Annotated in this window: 17 protein-coding genes and 1 pseudogene; 10 read left to right on the forward strand and 8 right to left on the reverse strand. The window is 67.9% G+C overall.

Translation table 11 applies throughout. The annotated features are described in order from the left end of the window. Positions 1-89: 89 nt before the first annotated feature. A complete protein-coding gene (gene ypfJ / locus D3230_RS05690) occupies positions 90-992 on the forward strand; it encodes a KPN_02809 family neutral zinc metallopeptidase (RefSeq protein ID WP_202344030.1) in 903 nt (300 codons plus the stop codon). Here ypfJ and D3230_RS05695 read toward each other — a convergent pair. The 5 genes from D3230_RS05695 to D3230_RS05715 all read right to left on the reverse strand — a co-directional run bounded on the left by D3230_RS05695 (position 989) and on the right by D3230_RS05715 (position 5,573). Continuing rightward, entirely contained in the window at positions 989-1,630 is a 642-nt protein-coding gene (locus tag D3230_RS05695) for a LysE family translocator (protein ID WP_202344031.1), read from the reverse strand. The two genes, ypfJ and D3230_RS05695, sit on opposite strands and share 4 nt — an antisense overlap. A gap of 34 nt (positions 1,631-1,664) precedes the next feature. Then, positions 1,665-2,456, reverse strand: a complete 792-nt coding sequence (locus D3230_RS05700) for a LysR substrate-binding domain-containing protein (protein WP_202344032.1) — start codon at positions 2,454-2,456, stop codon at positions 1,665-1,667. Then, positions 2,453-2,788: an MGMT family protein gene (locus D3230_RS05705; protein ID WP_202344033.1), complete on the reverse strand. Its 336-nt coding sequence runs from the start codon at positions 2,786-2,788 to the stop codon at positions 2,453-2,455. Before D3230_RS05705 ends, D3230_RS05700 begins: the two co-directional genes overlap by 4 nt. 26 nt (positions 2,789-2,814) lie before the next feature. After that, complete coding sequence (locus tag D3230_RS05710; RefSeq protein ID WP_202344034.1) at positions 2,815-3,537, reverse strand: VIT1/CCC1 transporter family protein; 723 nt, start codon at positions 3,535-3,537, stop codon at positions 2,815-2,817. Between the two features lie 227 nt (positions 3,538-3,764). After that, entirely contained in the window at positions 3,765-5,573 is a 1,809-nt protein-coding gene (locus D3230_RS05715) for an ABC-F family ATP-binding cassette domain-containing protein (protein ID WP_202344035.1), read from the reverse strand. Between the two features lie 257 nt (positions 5,574-5,830). Between D3230_RS05715 and D3230_RS05720 the strand changes: the two genes are divergently transcribed. Together D3230_RS05720 and D3230_RS05725 are read left to right on the forward strand one after the other, a co-directional pair. Continuing rightward, entirely contained in the window at positions 5,831-6,337 is a 507-nt protein-coding gene (locus D3230_RS05720) for an SRPBCC domain-containing protein (protein ID WP_237466961.1), read from the forward strand. A gap of 177 nt (positions 6,338-6,514) precedes the next feature. Beyond that, positions 6,515-8,848, forward strand: coding sequence for an LPXTG cell wall anchor domain-containing protein (locus D3230_RS05725; RefSeq protein WP_202344036.1), 2,334 nt, complete (start codon positions 6,515-6,517; stop codon positions 8,846-8,848). Positions 8,849-8,896: 48 nt separating this feature from the next. On the opposite strand, the gene D3230_RS05730 is transcribed toward D3230_RS05725, so the two are convergent. Beyond that, positions 8,897-9,178, reverse strand: a complete 282-nt coding sequence (locus D3230_RS05730; protein ID WP_202344037.1) for a pyrophosphorylase — start codon at positions 9,176-9,178, stop codon at positions 8,897-8,899. A 418-nt stretch (positions 9,179-9,596) separates the two neighbouring features. Beyond that, positions 9,597-9,767 (reverse strand): hypothetical protein, encoded by a 171-nt coding sequence (locus D3230_RS15880; protein ID WP_237466963.1) that lies wholly within the window; start codon positions 9,765-9,767, stop codon positions 9,597-9,599. On the opposite strand from D3230_RS15880, the pseudogene D3230_RS16490 reads away from it, so the two are divergent. From D3230_RS16490 to D3230_RS05755, 6 genes and pseudogenes are all read left to right on the forward strand, one after another. After that, positions 9,736-10,002: pseudogene (locus D3230_RS16490) on the forward strand (FHA domain-containing protein); the annotation flags it as partial. The gene D3230_RS15880 and the pseudogene D3230_RS16490 overlap by 32 nt on opposite strands. A 138-nt stretch (positions 10,003-10,140) precedes the next feature. After that, positions 10,141-13,824, forward strand: coding sequence for an FtsK/SpoIIIE domain-containing protein (locus D3230_RS15885; RefSeq protein WP_337249105.1), 3,684 nt, complete (start codon positions 10,141-10,143; stop codon positions 13,822-13,824). Continuing rightward, positions 13,805-15,763, forward strand: a complete 1,959-nt coding sequence (locus D3230_RS05740; protein ID WP_202344039.1) for a hypothetical protein — start codon at positions 13,805-13,807, stop codon at positions 15,761-15,763. The genes D3230_RS15885 and D3230_RS05740 overlap by 20 nt, the downstream gene beginning before the upstream one ends. Continuing rightward, entirely contained in the window at positions 15,760-16,269 is a 510-nt protein-coding gene (locus D3230_RS05745) for a hypothetical protein (protein WP_202344040.1), read from the forward strand. The genes D3230_RS05740 and D3230_RS05745 overlap by 4 nt, the downstream gene beginning before the upstream one ends. Before the next feature lie 20 nt (positions 16,270-16,289). Next, positions 16,290-16,982, forward strand: a complete 693-nt coding sequence (locus D3230_RS05750; protein ID WP_202344041.1) for a class I SAM-dependent methyltransferase — start codon at positions 16,290-16,292, stop codon at positions 16,980-16,982. Further along, the gene (locus D3230_RS05755) at positions 16,976-17,467 is read left to right on the forward strand and encodes a GNAT family N-acetyltransferase (RefSeq protein WP_202344042.1); all 492 of its coding nucleotides are present in this window, start codon (positions 16,976-16,978) and stop codon (positions 17,465-17,467) included. The genes D3230_RS05750 and D3230_RS05755 overlap by 7 nt, the downstream gene beginning before the upstream one ends. On the opposite strand, the gene D3230_RS05760 is transcribed toward D3230_RS05755, so the two are convergent. Further along, positions 17,456-18,505 carry an NAD(P)/FAD-dependent oxidoreductase gene (locus tag D3230_RS05760; protein ID WP_202344043.1) on the reverse strand — a complete coding sequence of 350 codons (1,050 nt, stop codon included), beginning with the start codon at positions 18,503-18,505 and terminating at the stop codon, positions 17,456-17,458. The genes D3230_RS05755 and D3230_RS05760 overlap by 12 nt on opposite strands. Before the next feature lie 165 nt (positions 18,506-18,670). Between D3230_RS05760 and D3230_RS05765 the strand changes: the two genes are divergently transcribed. After that, positions 18,671-19,726 carry an ECF transporter S component family protein gene (locus D3230_RS05765; protein WP_202344044.1) on the forward strand — a complete coding sequence of 352 codons (1,056 nt, stop codon included), beginning with the start codon at positions 18,671-18,673 and terminating at the stop codon, positions 19,724-19,726. Positions 19,727-19,799 lie beyond the last annotated feature (73 nt).

The following is a 19,799-nucleotide window of genomic DNA, read 5'->3' on the forward strand; positions in this document are numbered from 1 at the left end:
GAACAACTAGAATCGGCACTAGTGGAACTGCCGGGGCACCGCACGACGTCAGTGCGGACCGATCCGGGCAACGGGAGATGGGAAACTCGGTGACCTTCAACGACAACGTGCGGATCGACACGAGCAAGGTATCGAAGCGTGGCGGCGGAGCGCGCCGCGGCGGCATGATCGCGGGCGGCGGGATCGGCGTCGCGCTTCTCCTTGCCCTGGGCTCGCAGCTCCTCGGGGTCAACCTGAACGTGTTCGCGCCCGCGCTGAACCAGGCGCTCGGATCCGGCACGGTCATCTCCGAACCCCAGCCCGGAACCGGATCGCTGGAGGGATGCGCCGCTGGCGCGGACGCGAACCGCGACGTGGAATGCCGCATGGCCGCGGCGAGCGACTCGCTCGACCGGTACTGGGCGACCCAGGTCGGCAATTATCGTGCCCCGGCGCCGGTGGTGCTGTTCACCGGGCAGACGCAGTCGGCGTGCGGGGCGGCGTCCTCGGCCACGGGGCCGTTCTATTGCCCGGGTGACGAGTCGATCTACGTGGATGTGTCGTTCTTCGATACCCTCACCCGCGACTACGGTGCCTCGGGCGGATCCCTCTCGCAGATGTATGTGCTCGCCCACGAGTGGGGCCATCACATCTCGAACCAGATCGGGACGCTGCAGAGCGTGGGGCGCGAGTCCGGCCCCACCTCGGGTTCGGTGCGCCTCGAACTCCAAGCGGATTGCTTCGCGGGCGCGTGGGTACAGAACGCCTCCAACGTCACCGACGATCAGGGGGTCCCGTTCCTGAAGCCCGTTACCCAGCAGGAGATCGCGGACGCCATGAGCGCGGCCGCGGCAGTGGGGGACGATCGGATTATGGAGTCCGCGGGCGTGCGGGTGAACCCGGAGCGCTTCACCCACGGCACGGCGGAGCAGCGCCAGCGCTGGTTCCAGATCGGGTACCAGCAGGGTCCCACAGCGTGCGGCACCTTCGACGTGCCGGCCGCGCAGCTCTAGTCTCGGTGCCCGGTCAGGGCGAGTCCTCCGCCGAGGCCCACCATGAGCGCGCCACCGGCCGCGCGGGCCGCGATCATGCGGCGGGGGGAGCGGGCGAACCAGTGCTGCGCTGATCCGGCGAGCACCGCCCACGCGGCGTCACACACGAGTCCGATGGTCACGAAGATTGTGCCGAGCAGCATGATCTGGGCGGGCACCGCCCCCGCGCTCACTGACACGAACTGGGGCAGTACGGCGACGAGAAACACGATGGCTTTGGGATTAGTGACCCCCACCACGAAACCCTGCCGCAGCATGACGGCGGGGGAGATGCGGTGCGTCCCGACGGCCGCAGTGTTATCGGCGCCGTCGGCGCGGTGGCGGATCGCCTGCACGCCGAGAAAAATCAGGTACCCGGCACCCAGAATCTTGATGAGCGTGAACAGCAGGATCGACTGCGCGACGATCGCCCCGATCCCGAGTGCCACGGCGGCCACGAGCGGCAGCACGCCGAGGCCGTTGCCGAGCACGCTCATGAGCCCGCCACGCCGGCCGTAGCTCAGGGACCTGCCGATCACGAACAGCACGCTCGGGCCGGGGACCACGATGAGTGCGACGGACGCGATGATGAACGCGGTCAGCGTTTCCGGTGCGGGCATGGTGTCAGGGTACCCCCGCGGGGCGAGTCGGGACCTAGCGGCGGCCGCGGTGCGGGGGCTTCTTACGGGTCGCGGCAAGCTGGGCACCGCGCGAACCCGGCTTGGGGCCGGACTTGGTGCTCTTGGGCGTCTGCTTCGCGACGCGCTTGGCGGGCTTCGCGGCGGCCGTCTCGGCGTCGGTGCCGGACCGGGAGCTGCGCGCAGTGCGACCCCGGAGCACGCCGACGAGCTCCTGCACATCGGCGGCGTCTCGGCTGACATCCCAGGTGGCCCACACGGTGGTGCCGGGGAGCGCTTCCGCGTCGGAGAGTGCGAGCAGGGCGTGCTCGCGCTTGTCGCTGAGGTGGCGTGCGAGCATGGTGGGCAGGATGATTCCCCCCGCGCCCGTGGCTACGAGCTGGAGCGCCGCGCGCAGCGTGGTCGGCATCCAGCTCGGATCCGCCCACGGCTGCGGCGCGGGCCACGCGGCCGGGTGCTGAGGGTGATCGAGGAGGGTCACCGTCGCGAGCTCGGCCCGGGAGATCGTGTCCTGCTCCGCGAGCTCGTGATCCCGCGCAACAACCAGGCTGAGCCGTTCCGTGTAGAGCTGGATCGCGTGCCGGGTGCGCCCTGGCTCGGTGCTTCCCACGGGTAGCTCCCCGGGCAGCACCCGCTCCAGCGTCACCTCGGATTCGATGCGGTCGTTGCGGCCGTAGGCGATATTCACCGGCACCAGTTCGAGCGGCACCCCCGAGATCTGCTCCCAGCGCTCCGCCCACCGGGAGGGAGCCATGCCGCGTCCAAACGCGAGGCGCAGCGGGGCGGGAGACGGGGAGAGGTCGTTCATAGCGCCACTTTCGCGTAGATCTCGTGCGTGTACGGGAGGCGGGCGGCCGACAGGGCGATCCGGTAGTCGGGAGAGTCCGCGTGCCGGAGCGGGGTCCCCTCCTCCCGATACCGCGGGAGTGCGAGATTCGCGTGTCCCTGAGGCGGGTGCCCGCTGGCGGGGACCACCCGCCACCAGGCCACGGCGTGACCGAAGAGGGCCATCACTTGCCCCACCGCGCGGGGTGCGTTCGAACCGATCGCGAGCGCCACGTCGCCGTAGGTCATGACTCGCCCCGCGGGGATTCGAGCGACGACGGCGAGCGTCGCGTCGATGAATTCGGGGCTGGGCATGGCACTAGCCTATGGCGTGCACCCGGCTACGCGACCCCGGAAACTCCCAACAGTTTCCCGATCGTGAAGGTCGCCGCGACCGCGATCCCTCCGAAGGTGAGTTGCCGGATCGCGCCCGCGATCCAGCTGCGGCGGGTGATCCGCGCGGCGAGCCCACCCGCCAGCAGCAGGCCCAGGCCGCCGAAGGCGAGGCCCCAGCCCAGCGTGCCGAAACCAAAGATGAACGGCAAGATCGGGATGAGCGCCCCCACGCTGAAGGACAGCAGCGAGGAGATCGCCGCGATCCAGGGTGACGGGCGCTCGTCCTCGCTCATGCCCAGCTCGTGCGACAGGTGCACGCGCACGGCGTGATCCCCGCTCGTGTGCACCTCGCTGGCCGCGATGCGCGCCGTGTCCTGCTGCATGCCGAGCTTCTCGAACATCAGCGCGAGTTCGGCCTGCTCGCCTTGGGGGTTGCGGCGGTGCGCGTCCTGCTCGGTGCGGACCTCCGCGTCGAGCTGCTCGTTTGCGGTGCGCACGGAGGTGAACTCGCCGAGCGCCATCGATACGGCACCGGCGATGAGGCCGGAGACGCCGGTGATGGCGACCATGCCCGGGGAGGCTCCCGCGGCGGCGATGCCGGCGATGAGTCCGACGTTGGAGACGAGCCCGTCCATGGCCCCAAACACCGTCGCACGCAACCAGCCCGACGAGATATCTGCGTGCCGGTGGTCGTACTCATGTGGGTGTGCGATGTTGATCTCGCTCATCTGTCTTCCCTCTCGCAACCCGCGTAATGCCGCGCGTAAACAGCCACCGTAGCAAGCTTTGACGGGGAGGGAGAACCGCGCTCGGGGCTTCGAAATGACACGATCTCGCGCTTCGCTCACGCCTTCCACACGGCTTCGGGGAGACGCGAATCCGTGCTTCGGCAACACGCCGAGAACAGGTTCGACATCTCGAACACGCCCCGACCGTCGTGGCGCTGGGCCCCCGCTCACTCCGGGGCGGCGAGTCGTACGACGTCACCCCGCCAGCGTTCGCGCAGCCACCGGTCGTGGGTCGCGATGATCAGCGCGCCGGGGAACCGAACGAGCGCCTCTTCGAGTTCCTCGACGAGTGTGAGCGAGAGGTGATTGCTGGGCTCATCAAGCAGCAGGATCTCCGGGGGATCGGCGACGAGGAGGGCGAGCGCGAGACGCCGGCGCTGCCCCACACTCAATACCCCGACCGGTCGATCGAGATCGCGAGCGGCGAGGAGCCCGCTCGTCCCGAGCGGATGGCGCGCCGCGCGCTCAGATCCCAGCGCGTCCTCGTAGGCTTGCTCCGCCGTGCGCTCGGGGCGCGGGAAGGTGACCTCCTGCGGGAGGTAGCCCAGCGTGGCGCACCGGCTCGTGCTGCCGGTGTCGGGTTCGAGCGCGCCGGCGAGGGCTGCGAGCAGCGTGGACTTGCCCGCGCCGTTCGGGCCCGAAACGAGGAGCCGTCCACCCCTGGGGATCGTGAGCGAGACGGGCGCGAGTCTCCCGGTGACGCCGACCGCCGTGGCCGTCAGTGCGGGGGTCTGGTCGTGGGATTCCGCGGCCTGCTCGCGGGTGCCGGTCTCGGCGTGTCGGTCGAGCTCACTTGAGAACCCAGCGAAGCGGAGTGGCTCGGGGGGGCGCCGCACCCGTTCGCGCTCGAGGGTCTCCTCGCGCACGCGCGCATTTCGTGCACGGCGGGACGTTACCCGGGCGTCCTTGTCCGCATAGAACTTTCGGGTGATCCGGCTTTCCGATTTCGATTCCTGCTTGCGGTTCACCTCGTGTGCGCCGACCGCGATCTCGTGGCGCAGCGCCGCAAGTTCGGTGCTCTCGGCCGCATAGCGCGCCCGCCATCGTGCGAGTTCCGCGCGTCGCTCGGCCCGGGCTGCGGAGTAGCCGACGCCCCACATGCGCGCGCCGAACCCCGCCCCGGGATCGTCGGTGCCGGAGTCGCTGTCCGGATCCTGCGCCGCGTCGGCGAGCTCGCGCGCTGGGAGGGGCAGCGGATCCAGATCGAGGATCCGGGTGGTGACTGCATCGAGCAATGTGCGGTCGTGGCTCGCGACGACGACGATGCCGGGCCACTCGAGGAGCACGCGTTCGAGGTAGCGGGCGGAGGCGTCGTCGAGGTGGTTTGAGGGTTCGTCGAGGAGGAGTGTCTGCGGTGCGGTGAGCAGCAGCGCGGCGAGCGAGAGCCGGAGTCGTTGGCCGCCGGAGAGCTGGCCGATCGGGCGCTGCGCAGAGATCCCGCCCAGGCCGAGTCCAGCGAGCACGTCGCCGCGGTGCGCATTCGCGGTCCACGCACCCGTGCGCTCGGCGGTGTCGAGCGCCTCGGCGTAGGCATCCGCCACCGCCGGATCGCTCGGAGCTTCTGCGAGGGCCGCGCCGAGCCGATCCAGCGCTGCCAGCGCGGTGCGTGCTCCCGCCTGGGCGTCGTCGAGCACCCGGAAGAGCGGTGTGTCCTCGGCGTAGGGGAGTTCCTGGGCGAGGAGACTCACCGACCCCGGCAGGTGCACCGCGCCGTGGCTCGGGGCGAGGTCGCCCGCGAGAATGCGGAGCAACGTGGATTTCCCGGTCCCGTTCTCCCCGATGAGCCCGATGCGATCGCCGGGCTTTGCGGTGAACGAAATACTGCTGAGCACCCGCCGATCCGGGTACGAGTACGAGACGCCGTCGACGCTGAGGTGCGCCGCCGGGGTCCCCTGTCCGCCCGGCGCTGCGGCGTGCGATACGGCGCGGTCGGCACCGCTGAGGCTGGGGGAAGACGTGTGAGATGATGCGGGCATGCGAGCCGCCTTTCGAACCGAACAGGAGTTCCGCGGGGCTGTGAACGAACGAAAAGCCTGCCACCGGCGGCACCGCAAGGTAGCCTGATCCGGGAGAGCGACGTTCGGGCGCCTCATGCGCGAAACGTGTGCCGTGTTAGTTCTTCACAGTCTCGAGTGTACGTGGTCCGACCCGTGATCGCGCAACCCCACCTATTCACCTCACATCGCAGCCGCGTCAACCCGAACTCGTTGACCGCCGTACGAAGGACACCAACATGATGACGGACATTAGCGGACGACTCGTCACGTCGCGACAGGGAGTGGACCTGGTGCTCGCTCGGTCTCTGGCGCTCCCGATTTCTGAAGCCTGGGCCTACCTGACGTATCCGGCACTGACCGAGCAGTGGTTCGGTCCGTGGGAGGGAGATGGGCGTCGCGGCGGCGGCGTGCGGATCCGAATGCGCTTTGAGGAGAACGGCCCGGCGGTGCGCGCCCAGATCGTCGCCTGCAACGCGCCGAACCATTTGGCGCTCAACACCGTCGACGAATACGGCAGTTGGAAGCTTGAACTGCACCTTGAGGAAGACGGTGCGGAGGACACCCTGCTGCGCTTTGTCCACCACCTTGATGCCGACTCCGACGTGGGGGACATCGGCCCCGGCTGGGAGTACTACCTGGACCTCCTGGTTGCCGCGACCGAGGGGACGGAAAGCGCTGAGTTCGATCAGTACTATCCCGCACTCCGGGAGCCGTACCTCGCCCTCCGGCCCGGCACCGAATAGCTGGGGGCTCGGGCGGTCGCGCGGGTACCCCCGGGGCGTATTTTCCGCCGCCTCCGCGTGTCGCGCGCCTTTCTTCTTTTAGGGAAGCCTTACCTCGATATGATGATCCCCGAATGCGGTGATGGGCCGCCCGAATACTGAGCCGACGCGAACGCGTGGGGAAAGCACACAGGGGACATGAACACACGGTGGGGGGCCGGCCTGCGTGCCGGAATACGCGTGGCTGCGCTCGCAGCAGTGATGATGGGGCTGAGCGCCCCCAGCCCGGCGGGAGCGACCGACGGGCAGACTGCGCCAGACAGCTATTCCGACGTGCGCCTCGAGTGGGGCGTCAACGAGGTGTACCAGTCGCCCAGCCCGGGCGGCACCGGGTGCTCCTTCTTCTCGGCGGGCACGCAGCTGGACTTTGCCGCGGAGGCCGGGGACGTACGAATCGTGAAGCGTGCTCCCGACGGAACCTCGGTTCCCGTAACGAAGAACAGTATCTGCCTCGGCGAAACCGGGACGGAACTGGGCCAACGCATGCAGTTCAACGGGGGCGTCGGGCAGATCGACCCGGACACCGGGGCGGGCACCCTGCGGTGGGCCGGAGCCGCCAGCGCGAACGGGTACGGCGGGATGGTGCCGTGGTGGATCCAAGACCCGACGCTGACGTTTGCGGGAGACGGTACGGCCGTGCTCACCGCGACGGCCGGCGGGTGGGCCTCCTCGCTGGAGAACCCCACGGAGAAAACCCCGCTCACCCCGCGGGCGGTGACCGTTGCGACGTTCTCGAATGTGGAAGTCGGCACCGAAACTCTGCGACTCACGCCCGACTACGCCGGAGTTGACTACTTCAAGCTCACCGATCCCAGCGATCCCGCGTCGCCCCGGGTGTCCGCATCGTCGGTCACCAAGACGAACCCCGCGTGGGGCTCCTGGCCGGAGAGCTTCGTCGATTTCCACTACGAAACGGGACTCGAAAGCTACTGGCATTCTTCCGGGAGCGGCGGCGACGGCGCGAAGCCGGGAACGCCGCTCGTGATTGATCTGGGGGAAAAGGACGAGCCAGTAGCGATTCCCCAGGTGATGCAGCACGTCGAGATTGACCGGCCGCGCCCGCTCATCGTGGGCCACCCGGTGACGTTCTCCGCCGTGATCGATGGAGCGGACACCGTGACCTGGGAGATCGCCCCTGAGCCTGAGGGGCCGTGGACGGTCATCGAGGGTCAGACAACCCAGACCTGGTCCGTGGATTCGGTCACGGCCGAGCAATTCAACGACCGATTCGTTCGAATGTCGGGAACGAACTCAGCCGGAACCGTCGCCGCGGGCTCCCTGTACGTCCGTACCGTGCCGTTCCAGGAACTCGCGATCACGGCCGAGCCGATGCCGGTGCACACGACCGTGGGGAACAAGCCCGTGTTCTCGTTCACCGCAGAGGGGTCGCCCCCCGCGACGACCTTCACGGTGGAGCAGAGCCGGGACCGCGGGAAGAGCTGGCAGACGGTCGAGGGGACGAGCTACCGGAAGGCGCAACAGGGACGCCTGGATCAGCTCACGCTGCCGGCTGCGACCGCCGCAGACAACGGGACCGTGTTGCGTGGCGTTGCGACCACCGGAAGGATTCCCGGTGTCGCCGAGAAGGGCTTCACGGTGAGAACCGAAGCGGTGCCCTACGCCGTTGCCGATCGGGGCAACAGCCCGCAGGTCAGCGCGTGGAAGCTCCCGGGCTTCAGCGAAGAAAACGGCGGCGCGATCGCCGTCTCGGGGGCCGGGTTCACGATTCCCGACTCGGAGCAGGGCGGAAGCTACGCCCTTGATGTCGCGCTGTTCTCCGAAGAGGAGTGGGTACCTGGCCAGGGAGGGGACCCGCGGTGGGTGAGCACCTCCGAGGATTCACGGTACGGGCAGTATTACCAGGCGTACATGAACTACTTCGGTGGTGGGTTTGAAACCGTGATCCAGGTCCCCGCGGGGGCGTTGGCCGAGGGCACTTCTTACGGAGTGGGGACGCTGCTCCGGCACACCGCGAACCGGGTCGTCACCTATGAGAATCGATCGATGGACACGTTCGCCGCGGTCGCAGAACCCGTCTCGGTGGAACTCGTCGAGCCTGAGCCGGGAACAGATCCGGGTACGGACCCCAGCACCGATCCGGGTACGGAACCCGGGACCGATCCCGCGACCGACCCCGGCACCGATCCGACGACGGACCCGGGCACCGATCCCGCGACCGACCCCGGTACCGGTGCCGATCCCGCCACGGACCCTGGTACCGGTACCGGTACCGATCCGGCCACGGACCCGGGCACCGATCCGGCGACCGATCCCCGCACCGATCCGGGCACCGTAACCGATGGGTCGTCTCAGGCTCGGACCGGATCCGGCCCCGGCGAGGGGTCACCCGAACTGGCGAAGACCGGCGCGGACGCTTCGGGCGCGCTCCTGATCGGAGGAATCCTGCTCGTGATGCTCGGCGCGGGCGCGGCCCTGTTGCGTCGTCGCAGAGCGCACATGGCGTCGAAGTAAGGGCGCACGCCCCGGGAGCGGAGCCTCCCACCGCGGCGCGGGACGGATCTACGTGGCTCCTCCAGCGGCGAAGATATCTTGTGAGATCCGATCCAGCTGCACCCGCAACTGTTCAAGCTCGTTCTTGGCGGTGTCCAAGGCGGATTTCGTGTCGGGCCAGACGGAACCGCGGAACTGGGCCGCCAACGGCCCGTCCCACACGTTTGCATCCGACAGGATCCGTCCCTGAGCATCCAGGCGACTGATTTGTTCGGTGAAGCCACCGCCGATGATGGACTGTATCTGACGTATGGCGGAACGTGCCTCGTCGGTCGTGAGGACTCGTGACATGGGAACCTCCGGTTCGCAGGGGGATACCCGAACGGGTCGGGCTGGTGGACACCACGATAGACATGGGGCTCTGAGCGGAGGGCCGCTCGGCTCCAATCTGTGAATAACGAAGAGTCGGGGACACCTGTGGACGGCGGTCGCGTGGTCCACGGGATCCGCGGAAGCGCCAATCTGCCGAGAACGAAGCAGGCCTGTGGATAACCCCGGCGGTTCCGTGGCGAGCTTCGTACACTCGTGGCCACCGAACTCCCGTCCGGGATCGGTGAACGGCGAACGGAGTGCAGATGCGGATCTCGATAGCGCACGCAGGAGTGGTGGATACGTGCGAGCTGCTCCGGTGGTCGCCGAACGCGACGATTCGCGACCTCCTCCGCAACCGAGGGCATAGTCCGGCGGCGGACGCCACGGTGACCGTCGATCAGAGCGCGGGCAGGGGGCGCTCAACGCGCATGAGCGTGCAGACCCCGCTGGGCGACGCGGGGTTGTGGGAGGGCAGCACGCTCGCCATTGCCCTGGCAGACCAGGGGCCCACGGGGCTCGAACTGCCGTGCTCCGAGATGCCGAGTGACGGTTGGGTTGTCTCGGTCATTGCCGGCTCCGACTCAGAGGCGGCGGTCGCGCTGCCTGACGGGGCGACGTTGACGGTGGGACGGTCGCCGCGGGCCGATGTGACAGTGCGGTCCGCATCGGCATCCTGGCTTCATTGCACGTTGGAGCGCGCAGGGGACGCAGTTCGCATTCTGGATGCCGGCTCCCGCAACGGTACCGTGCACGGGGGATCACGGCTCGGCCGCGACGGCGTGGTTGTCACCTCGGATCAGGTACTCCGAGTTGGGGATGCGGTGCTGACGGTCGCTCACCGCCGGGAGTCCGGAGGCGCCGCCCTGGCTGCTGGCGAGCAGCGATCCTCACTCGGAACGGTCCCCTTCAACCGGCCGCCGCGCATACGTGAGACCCACACGGTGAGTCCGGTCTCCGTCCCTGCACCGCAGGAGATTCCCGAAACGACCCCGCTGAACTGGGCCGCAATATTGTTGCCGCTGATCGCGTCTGGTGCACTCGTGATCGTGCTCGGAGACTTCCGTTTCGCCCTCTTCGCCCTCCTGAGCCCGGTGCTGGCGCTGGGATCACACTTGGATCAGCGCCGTCGACGACGGGTGCAGATCCGCGCCGAGGAAGCCCGGATGCGCGTCGCGCTCGCAGACTTTCGTGACCGTGTCGCAACGGCGGCGAGCGCGGAGTCGCGGCGTCGTCTCGAGGCAACACCGGATCTCGCGGTGGTGCTCCGCCGGGCATTCACCGCCTCCACCCAGCTGTGGCAGCAGCGCGCGGTGGATTCGGACTTTCTGCGCCTGTATCTCGGGATCGCCACCCAGGCCTGGGTGCCTCCGGTTGAGTCGACGCAGGGCACGACGCTGGACGACCGGGTGCGCGCAGTTCTCGACCAGACCGTGCTACCTGACGCAGCGCTCGCCGCAGACCTGGGGAACGCCGGGGTGATTGGGATCGTGGGGGATCGCGAACAGGCGCAGGCCGTTGCCCGGGGGCTGATCCTGCAGGCGACGGTGCACAGTGGGCCAGCGGATCTCACGGTGAGCGTGAGTAGCGACGAGAGGAGTGAAGCTGCGTGGCGGTGGGCTGGGTGGCTCCCGCACACCGGCGTGCCGGGAGACCCGCAGGGCGCGCGATGGCTCTCGGGCACGGTGCCTGCGGGGCAAGAGATGTTGCGGAAGCTCGCACGAGCCGTCGCTCGCGGCGCGAATCCTGCGCACGTGGCTGTCATCGATTCCGTCGAGTTGCTGCGGAATCAAGAGTCGCCCGCGCGGTCGCTCCTCGGATCGGGTCGACGCGCCGAAGCCGCGCGAGATCGGCCTCGTGAGGTCCCCCGGGACGAGCTGACGCCTGCTCAGGTCAGTGGGATCGTGCTGGTCCGTCGGGCTACCGATCTCCCGGCAGACTGCACGACGGTCGTGTCGCTCAGTGCCGCGGGGCGGGCATCCGTGCTCGATACGCGCACCGCGATGCGCCTCGACGATGTGACGATGGGCAGTGTCGGTCTCTCGCATGCAGAAGCCGCCGCGCGTGCGCTTGCCCGGTTCACAGACCCGGAGTCTCGCCGCGCTGATGCCAGTCTTCCGCGTGAGGTGCCGCTTTCGAGCGTGCTCGCGCCCGCTCCACTGACTTCGGAAGGGATTCGGGCACGCTGGGCGCGCGCCTCAGGGCTGTCGGCCCCGATCGGGCGGACCGGCGATGACGTGTGCTCGGTAGATCTCGTGGCCGATGGCCCCCACGGGCTCGTGGGGGGAACGACGGGATCTGGGAAGTCCGAGTTCCTCCGGACGCTCGTGGCCGGTCTCGCCGCGAGTCACGATCCCAGCCGACTCAATTTCATCCTGATTGATTTCAAAGGCGGGGCAGCCTTTGCAGCCTGCGAGCGGCTGCCGCACACGATCGGGACCATTTCGAATCTAGACGCCGGGCTCGCGTCTCGCGCGGTCCGTGCACTCACGGCCGAATTGGGGCGTCGGCAGCGGCTCTTCGCGGCCGCCGGGGCGGGCATTGAAAACCTCTCCGCCTACGTCGCCTCGCGCCCCTCGTCTCCGATGCCCAGGATCGTGCTGGTGATCGACGAGTTCGCGATGCTCGCACAGGAGTTTCCGGACGTCTTAGCCTCGCTCGTCAGTATCGCCGCGGTGGGGCGCACCCTCGGAATACACCTGCTCCTCGCAACGCAACGACCGGCGGGCGTGGTGACGGAGGACATTCTGACGAACACAAACCTGCGTATCGCCTTGCGAGTGCAGAGCCGGGAGGACTCCACCAGTGTGATTGGCGCGCCGGAGGCCGCTGAGATTTCGCGACATCTCCCCGGGCGAGCGTTGATCCGGCGCGGCGCGGACGACCTCGTTTCGGTGCAGACGGCGCTTGTGACCGGGAAACCGGAGACGGGTGATGGCGCACCGGTGACCGTTCGGAGCCTCGACGGCTTCGGGGTACCGATCCGTCCTGTGGCGACGGAATCCGCATCGAAGAGCGGGCCCGAACCTGGCGCGCCGACGGAGCTGGACGGCGTGATCGACGTGATCTGTCGCGCGTACCGCGAAAGTGGCCTCGCCCCACCCCGGCCTGTCTGGCCCCCACCACTCGGTACGTGCGCTGATCTCGTGAGCCTTCCTCAACTCCCAGGCGGCACAGGTGTCGCCGCGAATGTTGCGCTCGCGGACGAGCCCGAGCGGCAACGTCAGGTGGCCGCCGGATGGCAGATTGCCAAGGGAAACCTGTTGCTGATCGGTCTGCCTGGAAGCGGTACGAGTACCGCATTGCACAGCATCGGGGTGGTGCTCGCACACGCGCACGCGCCGGAGGAGCTGGAGATCCTCTGTCTCGACGCCGGTGCCGGGCGACTCCGCGAGCTCGCGCCGCTGCCACACACGAGTGTGTGGGTCGGGGAGGGGGACCGTGAGCGACGCCTCCGCCTCCTCCGGTATATACCCGAGGAGATTCGTCGGAGGCAGCGCGACACCGGCCCCTGGCGGCGAACGGTAGTGCTTATTGATGGGCTTGCTGCACTGCGTGACGAGTTGGACGAACCGGAGACTCTAGAACTCTGGGAGGGCCTGTTGCAGGCCTATTCGGACGGACCGCAGGTGGGGGTCTCTTTTGCGATGACCGCGACCCGGCCACGGGCGGTGCCGGCAATGCTCGAGGACACGACCGAGCAGCGTTGGGTGTTTCGGCTCCCTGATGCGAGTGCATACGCTGCGCTTGGGATCCGCGGGGCTGCGATCCCGGTCGCAGTTCCCGGCCGCTGCGTGGACCTCGCCACGCAGCGGCAGTTGCAGATCGCGCGACCGACGGAGCCTCTCGGCGATCGGGTGCAAGAGATCAGCGAACGATGGAACGGACACCCCGCTCTCCGCGACCCGGTCGGGGTGCTCCCCGCAGTCGTGACCACGAGAGATATCGCGCGTCAGCCGGAGCTCGGAGGCGAACCGATCCTGATCCCGGTCGGGGTGAGAGAAGACACCCTGGAACCCGCCACGCTTGAGCTGTATGACGGCGAGCACGCGCTGATTGCCGGACCGCCGCGCTCGGGCCGCTCCTCACTGTTGCTCGGGATCGCCACGCTACTCCGAACGGTAGCGACCCCGGGTATCGCGGTCTGGGGGATCGCCCCACCCCGGTCGCCGTTAAGTTCCGCGCCGCTCGATCGCACCGCCAGCACCCGCGCGGGCATCGATGAGCTCCTGACAGAGCTTGTTGCACTCGGGCGTTCGGGCGATCGAGTGCTACTCCTTGTCGATGATGCGGATCGTCTGACCGGGAGCGACACCGCGTTCGACGTGTTCCTGCGGACGGTGCCGCCGCAGTGCCACCTCGTGTGTGCCGGGCGCAGCGCAGAACTCAGATCTCGCTACGTCCACTGGACGGCGGACGTGCGCGCTGCGCGCACCGGCATACTCCTGCAGCCAGACCCGGACCTCGACGGGGAGCTGTTGGGAGTGCGGCTGCCGCGCCGCGCCCCCGTTCCCGTCACCCCAGGACGGGGGTACCTGTGCGCCGGCGGGGAAACGGTGTTCGTCCAGACGATGACCGCCGACCGGTCGAACGCCGCGGAGGTGACGAATGCCCGTGCAATTCGATGAGGTCGCCGCTGAACGGTTCACCCGTGCAGCGCGAACGGCCGCTGAAGAGCTTCACGCGCAGGCCGCGCCGCGCCGGGCTGCCGCGGAGTACGTGCTCACCGGGTGCGTCGGCCCCGTAGTGAGGCTCCTGGAACGTGTCTGCGCCGGGGAAGCGGACGACCGCGGTACGCTCGCCGGTGTGCTCATCGAGCTGGCCGAGCAGGTGCAGCAGGCCCAGGTGCGTGCTCGCGAAGAACGCACTCGCCAGCGTCTCCTCAGTGAGTGGGAGGCGCGCCAGGTACTCCGCGCCCACGAGCTCACCTCGCCCGTCGCGGCCCTGATGCACGCGAGCGGCCTCGCGCATCCCAGCCCACTCAATGGCGATCCTCGTCCGAGCACCGTTGCGATCGCCCCGCCCACGCTCTCCGCACGTTTTAGCGCGCGTCGTCGGGTCCGTGAACCGCATCGCACCGCCGAGGGGCGCAGCGGAGCGACCCCTGAGCAGTTGATGGTCTTCGTGTCACGCTCTCGGGCGAGCACCCGCCAGCTTGAGGGGCAGCTCAGCGCGGTGTGGAACGCATGGACGGGGGTGCTCACTTCGTCACCCTGGGTGCGGGTCGAGTCCGTCACCGTCCTGCACGGATTCCAGGCGTACCTGGCCGAGAACGAGGCAGATGCGCAGTGGGTGACTCGGGTCGCCGAGGCGTTCGTGGCGGCCGGAGGCGGGGTGCTGCACCCGAGCGCGATGCGTGGACTTGCCACGACCCGACCACGCGATCGGGACACCGTCGAGCTGCTCGCGTCGCTCGCCACCGCAAGCGACGCGGACGTGGTCGCGCTGCGTGCCGCGCTTCCTGGGCTCGGCGTGCAGGTGCAACAGCTCGATGCGCGAACGATCGCGGCATGGTGGGCACGGATGGCTGCGGGCGACAGTGGTGATGGGCAGTGCGGTGACGGGCAGAGCGGTGATGAGCTGAGTCCGCGCCAGGCGCTGCTCCTCCGGAGCATGCCGGAGGTGTGGGGGAGTCTCGACGGGCTCCCCGTCGCCGCGCGAATCCGGGCGAACGCCCTCCGCGTGCCGGGGCTCATTCGCGAGGTCCGAGCGGAACTCCGTGACCTGGACGGTGCCGGAACGTCAGCGGGCAACAGGCGAGCCGAACTGCTCAGAAATGAGCTCGCCTACCTGGGTCGTGTCGGCAACGGCGAGGTGCAGTTGGTGCTGTATGACCGAGGCGAATCGCGCATTGTGGAGGCCCTCGGCAGCCCCACCGCCGCAACGCAACGCGCGGTCACCTACGTGCCTGGCACCTATACCGGTATGGACTCCTTTTTTACGGGGCGGGTGCAACAGATCGGACACGCACTCATCCAAGGGACGCCGGGGACGCTCGTTTTCGTGTACAAGGACGGACTGTTTCCCGGAGAGGAACCCTCGGGCCGTGGGCCGCAAGCGTTGCGCATTCGAGAAGCGAACCACTCGGAGGTTGCGCTCCGCGCCGGTGAACAGTTGAGTCGCTTCGGTGCCGCCCTGCGGAGCGATCCGGCGCTCGCCAGCGTGACGCAGATCGGGATCGGTCACAGTTGGGGTCTCGCGAATCTCACCGCATCGGAGATCGCTGGGGCGCGGTACGACACCGTCATCTCGCTGTCCGGGGCTGGCATGCCCGCGGACTGGCGAGCCCGAGCTACGACAGGATACTTCGACCTGAGCTACCCAGATATCTTGCAAGGGGCGCAACGGCAGGGATACGTGTGGCGCGGAAATACGCCGCGCAATCACCCCGGCTTCGCGAAGTTTCCGCTGTATCAGGGGCCCGACGACGGTGTGCTGGCAAGCCCATCACTTCGTGACACCCCGGAAAAGCTCCGCGTGCTCACGCGCAACCACGACCTGATTGTGACGGCGAGCCCAGCGAATCGGCGAATCCTCGAAGACGTCAGAAGGTTGGTCAGTCAATGAACCAAGTGAAACGCTCAGTGATGTGGAATGTCGTGCTTTGCGTGCTCGTTATTGCTGGCTGTTCGGAAGGGCACGGTGCCTCCGTGACAAGCGAAGAAAATGGCCCTAGTTGGCTCGAAGCAAAGCGCAGCACGCAAGCTCGGGAACGAGAGATCGCTGAGTCAATTCCGGAGCCGTGGGTCGTAGAGACCCTGCAAACCCCTGACGGCTTCCTTCTTGATTGTGGGGCCGACGAGAAGACCTGGAACGGCCTAACAGAGGTGACACTCGCAGCAGAGATTGACCCGGTCGAGGCGGTGAATCACGTCGAGTCGCGTTTTGACCACACGACATTCACGATGAGCACTCGACTCAACGTCGTGGGCCAACATGAACTCCAACTCATCGCGCCGGACGGCGTGGAGAATTACATCGTTGCGGAGGGCGAACCCGGCGTGATCCGCATCGCCTCGGGATCGCCGTGCTTCGCTCTCCCGGAGGGCACATACCCTGGAGGAACATGGTGACCAGTGGGAAGCGGGAAAAAATGGCTGCGGGCACTGCCGCCGTGAGCGCGGCCTACGAGGCGCGTGTCGCGGAGTACATCGACGTAGTCGGGACGATCGACCGGGCGGCTCGTGTTGATCAGGACGACATCCTGGCGTGGGCTCAAGACCTCGCCGGCCCGATTTTGGATGTCGGGTGCGGGCCTGGGCAATGGACACATCTGCTGCACTCACGCGGCCTGAAGATATCGGGGATCGACCCAGTACGCGGCTTCATCGCGGACGCACAGCGTCGCTACCCCGACGTGAGCTACGCGCTCGGGGAGGCCACGGCACTGCCGGTCCACAATGGCACGCTGGGCGGCGTGCTGTCGTGGTTCTCGCTGATCCACTCGGAACCCGCGCGGCTCGATCGCCCACTGGCAGAGTTTGCCCGCGCCCTCGCACCCGGCGGGGGCCTTGCGCTCGGGTACTTCGACGGGCCCCACGGGGAGCCGTTCGATCACGCGATCACGACCGCGTTCACCTGGTCCGCCGAGGGAATTACTGCGCTCGTGGAGGAGGCGGGCTTCGAGGTCGTGTCCGTGCGTTCCCGCACGGACGGCGGCACCCGCCCGGTGGGGACGCTCATCGCGACCCGAAACGTGACTCGGGAAGGGAACGAACCGGAACCGAGCGCGCAGCCCGCCGCAACGATGCGCGGCACACGCGCAGAGCAGGGGAGAACATGCTGATTCGGCGCTATACCGACACAGATGCCGAAGCAACGCTCACCGTGTTCTTCCGCGCAATTGATCGCACCGCACGGGCACACTACTCGGAAGCGCAGCGTGCGGCCTGGGCGCACCGCGAGGGGCGCACCGTCCCGGCGTGGCACGCGGACCGTTCCGCCGCGGACACCTGGGTCGCGGAGATCGACGGCCGTGTGCTGGGCTTCATCGACCTCGACTCAGCGGGCACGATCGACATGCTGTTCGTTGACCCGGACTTCGGGCGGCGCGGCATCGCCGCAGCCCTCCTGACGAAGTCGCTCGCGCACGCAGCATCACGCCGCCTTTCTCACGTGCGCACCTACGCAAGCGATACCGCGCGACCGTTCTTTCTGGCGCACGGCTTTCGCGTCGAAGCGGAACACACCGTGGTCGTGCGTGGTGTCGAAATGTCACAATCCGTACTCGTGTTCACGCGTGACGGCGCGGACGGTGATTCAGTTGAGTGAGAATCGCGCTGGCCGGCACCCGGCCAGTTCGCTCGCGGCAACTCCGGAGACCAGCTCCTCAGCGAGGACACGGCCGACCGCCGCCCCCAGCGTGACGCCCTGATGCATGACCGCGAGGGTGAGGCCCGGAAGGTCGGGATGCGGGCCAATCAGCGGTTCCCCGTCCGCGATCATCGGCCGCCAGCCCACCTCGACGGAGATTGGCTCCACCCGTCCCACACGAGCGAAGTGTGCCTCGAGATCCGCGATCGTCGCGCGCGCCGTCGCGTCGCGATCAGCCCGAGTCTGCTCGCCGGAATACTCCCGTGGACACCAGAGCGTCCCATCAGGGAACTGGCGCACTTCGAAATCCGCGGTGCCCACGATCCCGCGCACCAGCCCGGCCTCTGCACGGAGCCTGACGAGCACTGCCGGTGACGTGTACGCCACCGTATGGCGGCCGATCGGCGGGAACAGGGTCGCAGATCCTGCACCTGCTGCGAGGATGACGCTGCGACCCGCCACATTGCCCCGGGACGTTCGCACCCCCGCGATCCGCCCGTCAGTCACCACGAGGCCAGTCACCGGAGTATCGGCGTGTACCACGGCGCCGAGATCGCGCGCCGTAGAAACCAAGCGACGGGCGACGTGGGCGGGATCGATCGCCCCATCGTCCGGGCTGAAGTACGCCGTGCCGGGCGGCTGCCGGAGCCGTGGTTCCCGCGCGTGTGCGTCGGAGACGGCATATCGAGGTGTGGGGTGAGGATTGAAACCGTCCCAGGTCAACGACCCGGTCCAAAGGATGTTCAGGTCGGGTATTTCCGACTCAAGGCGCCGGTACTCCGTCTGGGCGATGTGCCGGAGGGCACCTGTGGGGCTGGGGATTCCCGGCGGACGCCCCACCCATCCGAAGGACCGACCTGACACGCCAGAGCCAGGCTCACCGCTCTCGATGAGCGTGACGCGTTGGCCGAGGGCGCTCAAATGATACGCGACCGAAGCTCCCACGATTCCCGCCCCAACCACAATGTGCCCGTCGCCTGTGGTGCGCTGCAACATGCTTCTCCAAGCCTCGAGAGTCGATGGTGGGAACTGGACGAGTGTATGCGAGATTCAGACAACTGCGGGCGGAAACTCGCCGCACCAACTCCACGCCTGGGATTTCGAAGGTACGCTGAGAGCCCGGAGCTTGGCCGGGCTGAACAGGTAAGAAACGAGGTATCGATGCACCCGGAACCTCAAGAACGAGAGTGCGTCAGCCGTTTCGACGAGATCGCGTTGGAGCTGCAAGAGTTGAAGGCCTCGGCCTCAGTGTCGTATGCGGAACTCGTGCGAAGGATCACCGAGCAGCGGATCACCCGCGGCGTGGACCCCGCGACCGCGGCACCGGCGCGATCGACGGTGTACGACGCATTCCGCGAGGGACGGGTGCGCGTCGATGTCGCTCTGGTGCGGGATATCGTGCTCGCGCTGGGAGCTACCGACGAGGAAGCAGACGCGTGGGCCGCTCGCTGCCGTGACGCCCAGCGGCCGCTCCCGGTCGCGCCCGCCCCACGCCCGCACGCGACACCGCACGGCGGCCAGGAACCTCGGAAGCCTGCCCGTCAGTTCCTCGCGCGTGCACAGCTTCCCCGAGGATTCCTGATCCCGTTCCTGCTTGGCTGCATCATCCTCAATTACGTCGGCGACATCACCGTGCGCGCCGTGGGCTTGCCCGTCTATCTCGACATGATCGGGACGGCGACGGCGGCGATTGTGCTCGGTCCCTGGTGGGGTGTTGGCGTTGCGCTGCTCTCGAACCTGTCTACCCTCCCGATTGCGCAGGGCCACACGCTCCTGTTCAGCCTGGTTGCCGTTGCCGGTGCCCTGTCGTGGGGGTACGGGGTCCGCAAGTTCAACATGGGCCGAGACTTCTCACGCTTTTTCCTCCTGGCGATCGGAACCGCCGTCGTGTGCAGCATCGTCGCCGTCCCGATCCTGGTCCTGCAATTTGGGGGCGGCAACGGCCACGCCGGAGACCTGATCTGGGGGCGGTTTACCGATGCCGGGGTCCCGCTGATCCCCGCGGTGTTCTTCTCCAACATCACGACCTCGGTGATGGACAAACTCCTGAGCAGCTTCATCGCTCTGGCGCTCTTCGCCGGATTGCACGCGCGCTTCGGGATCTCCGCGGATCATCTGCCGCTTGTGGGACGGCTGGGAGTTGAGCCGCGGACCCAGGGTGGGAGCGCCACGCTCTCCTCGGCCTGGCGCGGCAGAGCCGTGAGTACCCAGGGGTAATTCTCTTCTTTCCCTCGATATCGCCACTGTGAAACATCGGTGTACGCTGAGTGCGAGCTAGGCTAGAGAAGTT

The sequence above is a fragment of the Leucobacter chromiireducens subsp. solipictus genome (genome assembly GCF_016758195.1).
Classification (GTDB): domain Bacteria; phylum Actinomycetota; class Actinomycetes; order Actinomycetales; family Microbacteriaceae; genus Leucobacter; species Leucobacter solipictus.

What these genes read in the sequence shown, in the direction of transcription:
- D3230_RS05700 (WP_202344032.1), bottom strand. Translation starts at nt 2,456, where the DNA reads ATGAACGACCTCTCCCCGTCTCCCGCCCCGCTGCGCCTCGCGTTTGGA.
- D3230_RS05740 (WP_202344039.1), top strand. Translation starts at nt 13,805, where the DNA reads ATGCCCGTGCAATTCGATGAGGTCGCCGCTGAACGGTTCACCCGTGCA.
- D3230_RS05730 (WP_202344037.1), bottom strand. Translation starts at nt 9,178, where the DNA reads ATGTCACGAGTCCTCACGACCGACGAGGCACGTTCCGCCATACGTCAG.
- D3230_RS05750 (WP_202344041.1), top strand. Translation starts at nt 16,290, where the DNA reads ATGGCTGCGGGCACTGCCGCCGTGAGCGCGGCCTACGAGGCGCGTGTC.
- D3230_RS05710 (WP_202344034.1), bottom strand. Translation starts at nt 3,537, where the DNA reads ATGAGCGAGATCAACATCGCACACCCACATGAGTACGACCACCGGCAC.
- D3230_RS05695 (WP_202344031.1), bottom strand. Translation starts at nt 1,630, where the DNA reads ATGCCCGCACCGGAAACGCTGACCGCGTTCATCATCGCGTCCGTCGCA.
- D3230_RS05745 (WP_202344040.1), top strand. Translation starts at nt 15,760, where the DNA reads ATGAACCAAGTGAAACGCTCAGTGATGTGGAATGTCGTGCTTTGCGTG.
- D3230_RS05725 (WP_202344036.1), top strand. Translation starts at nt 6,515, where the DNA reads ATGAACACACGGTGGGGGGCCGGCCTGCGTGCCGGAATACGCGTGGCT.
- D3230_RS05715 (WP_202344035.1), bottom strand. Translation starts at nt 5,573, where the DNA reads ATGCCCGCATCATCTCACACGTCTTCCCCCAGCCTCAGCGGTGCCGAC.
- D3230_RS05705 (WP_202344033.1), bottom strand. Translation starts at nt 2,788, where the DNA reads ATGCCCAGCCCCGAATTCATCGACGCGACGCTCGCCGTCGTCGCTCGA.
- D3230_RS05765 (WP_202344044.1), top strand. Translation starts at nt 18,671, where the DNA reads ATGCACCCGGAACCTCAAGAACGAGAGTGCGTCAGCCGTTTCGACGAG.
- D3230_RS05760 (WP_202344043.1), bottom strand. Translation starts at nt 18,505, where the DNA reads ATGTTGCAGCGCACCACAGGCGACGGGCACATTGTGGTTGGGGCGGGA.
- D3230_RS05755 (WP_202344042.1), top strand. Translation starts at nt 16,976, where the DNA reads ATGCTGATTCGGCGCTATACCGACACAGATGCCGAAGCAACGCTCACC.
- D3230_RS05720 (WP_237466961.1), top strand. Translation starts at nt 5,831, where the DNA reads ATGATGACGGACATTAGCGGACGACTCGTCACGTCGCGACAGGGAGTG.
- D3230_RS15880 (WP_237466963.1), bottom strand. Translation starts at nt 9,767, where the DNA reads ATGACCGAGACAACCCAACCGTCACTCGGCATCTCGGAGCACGGCAGT.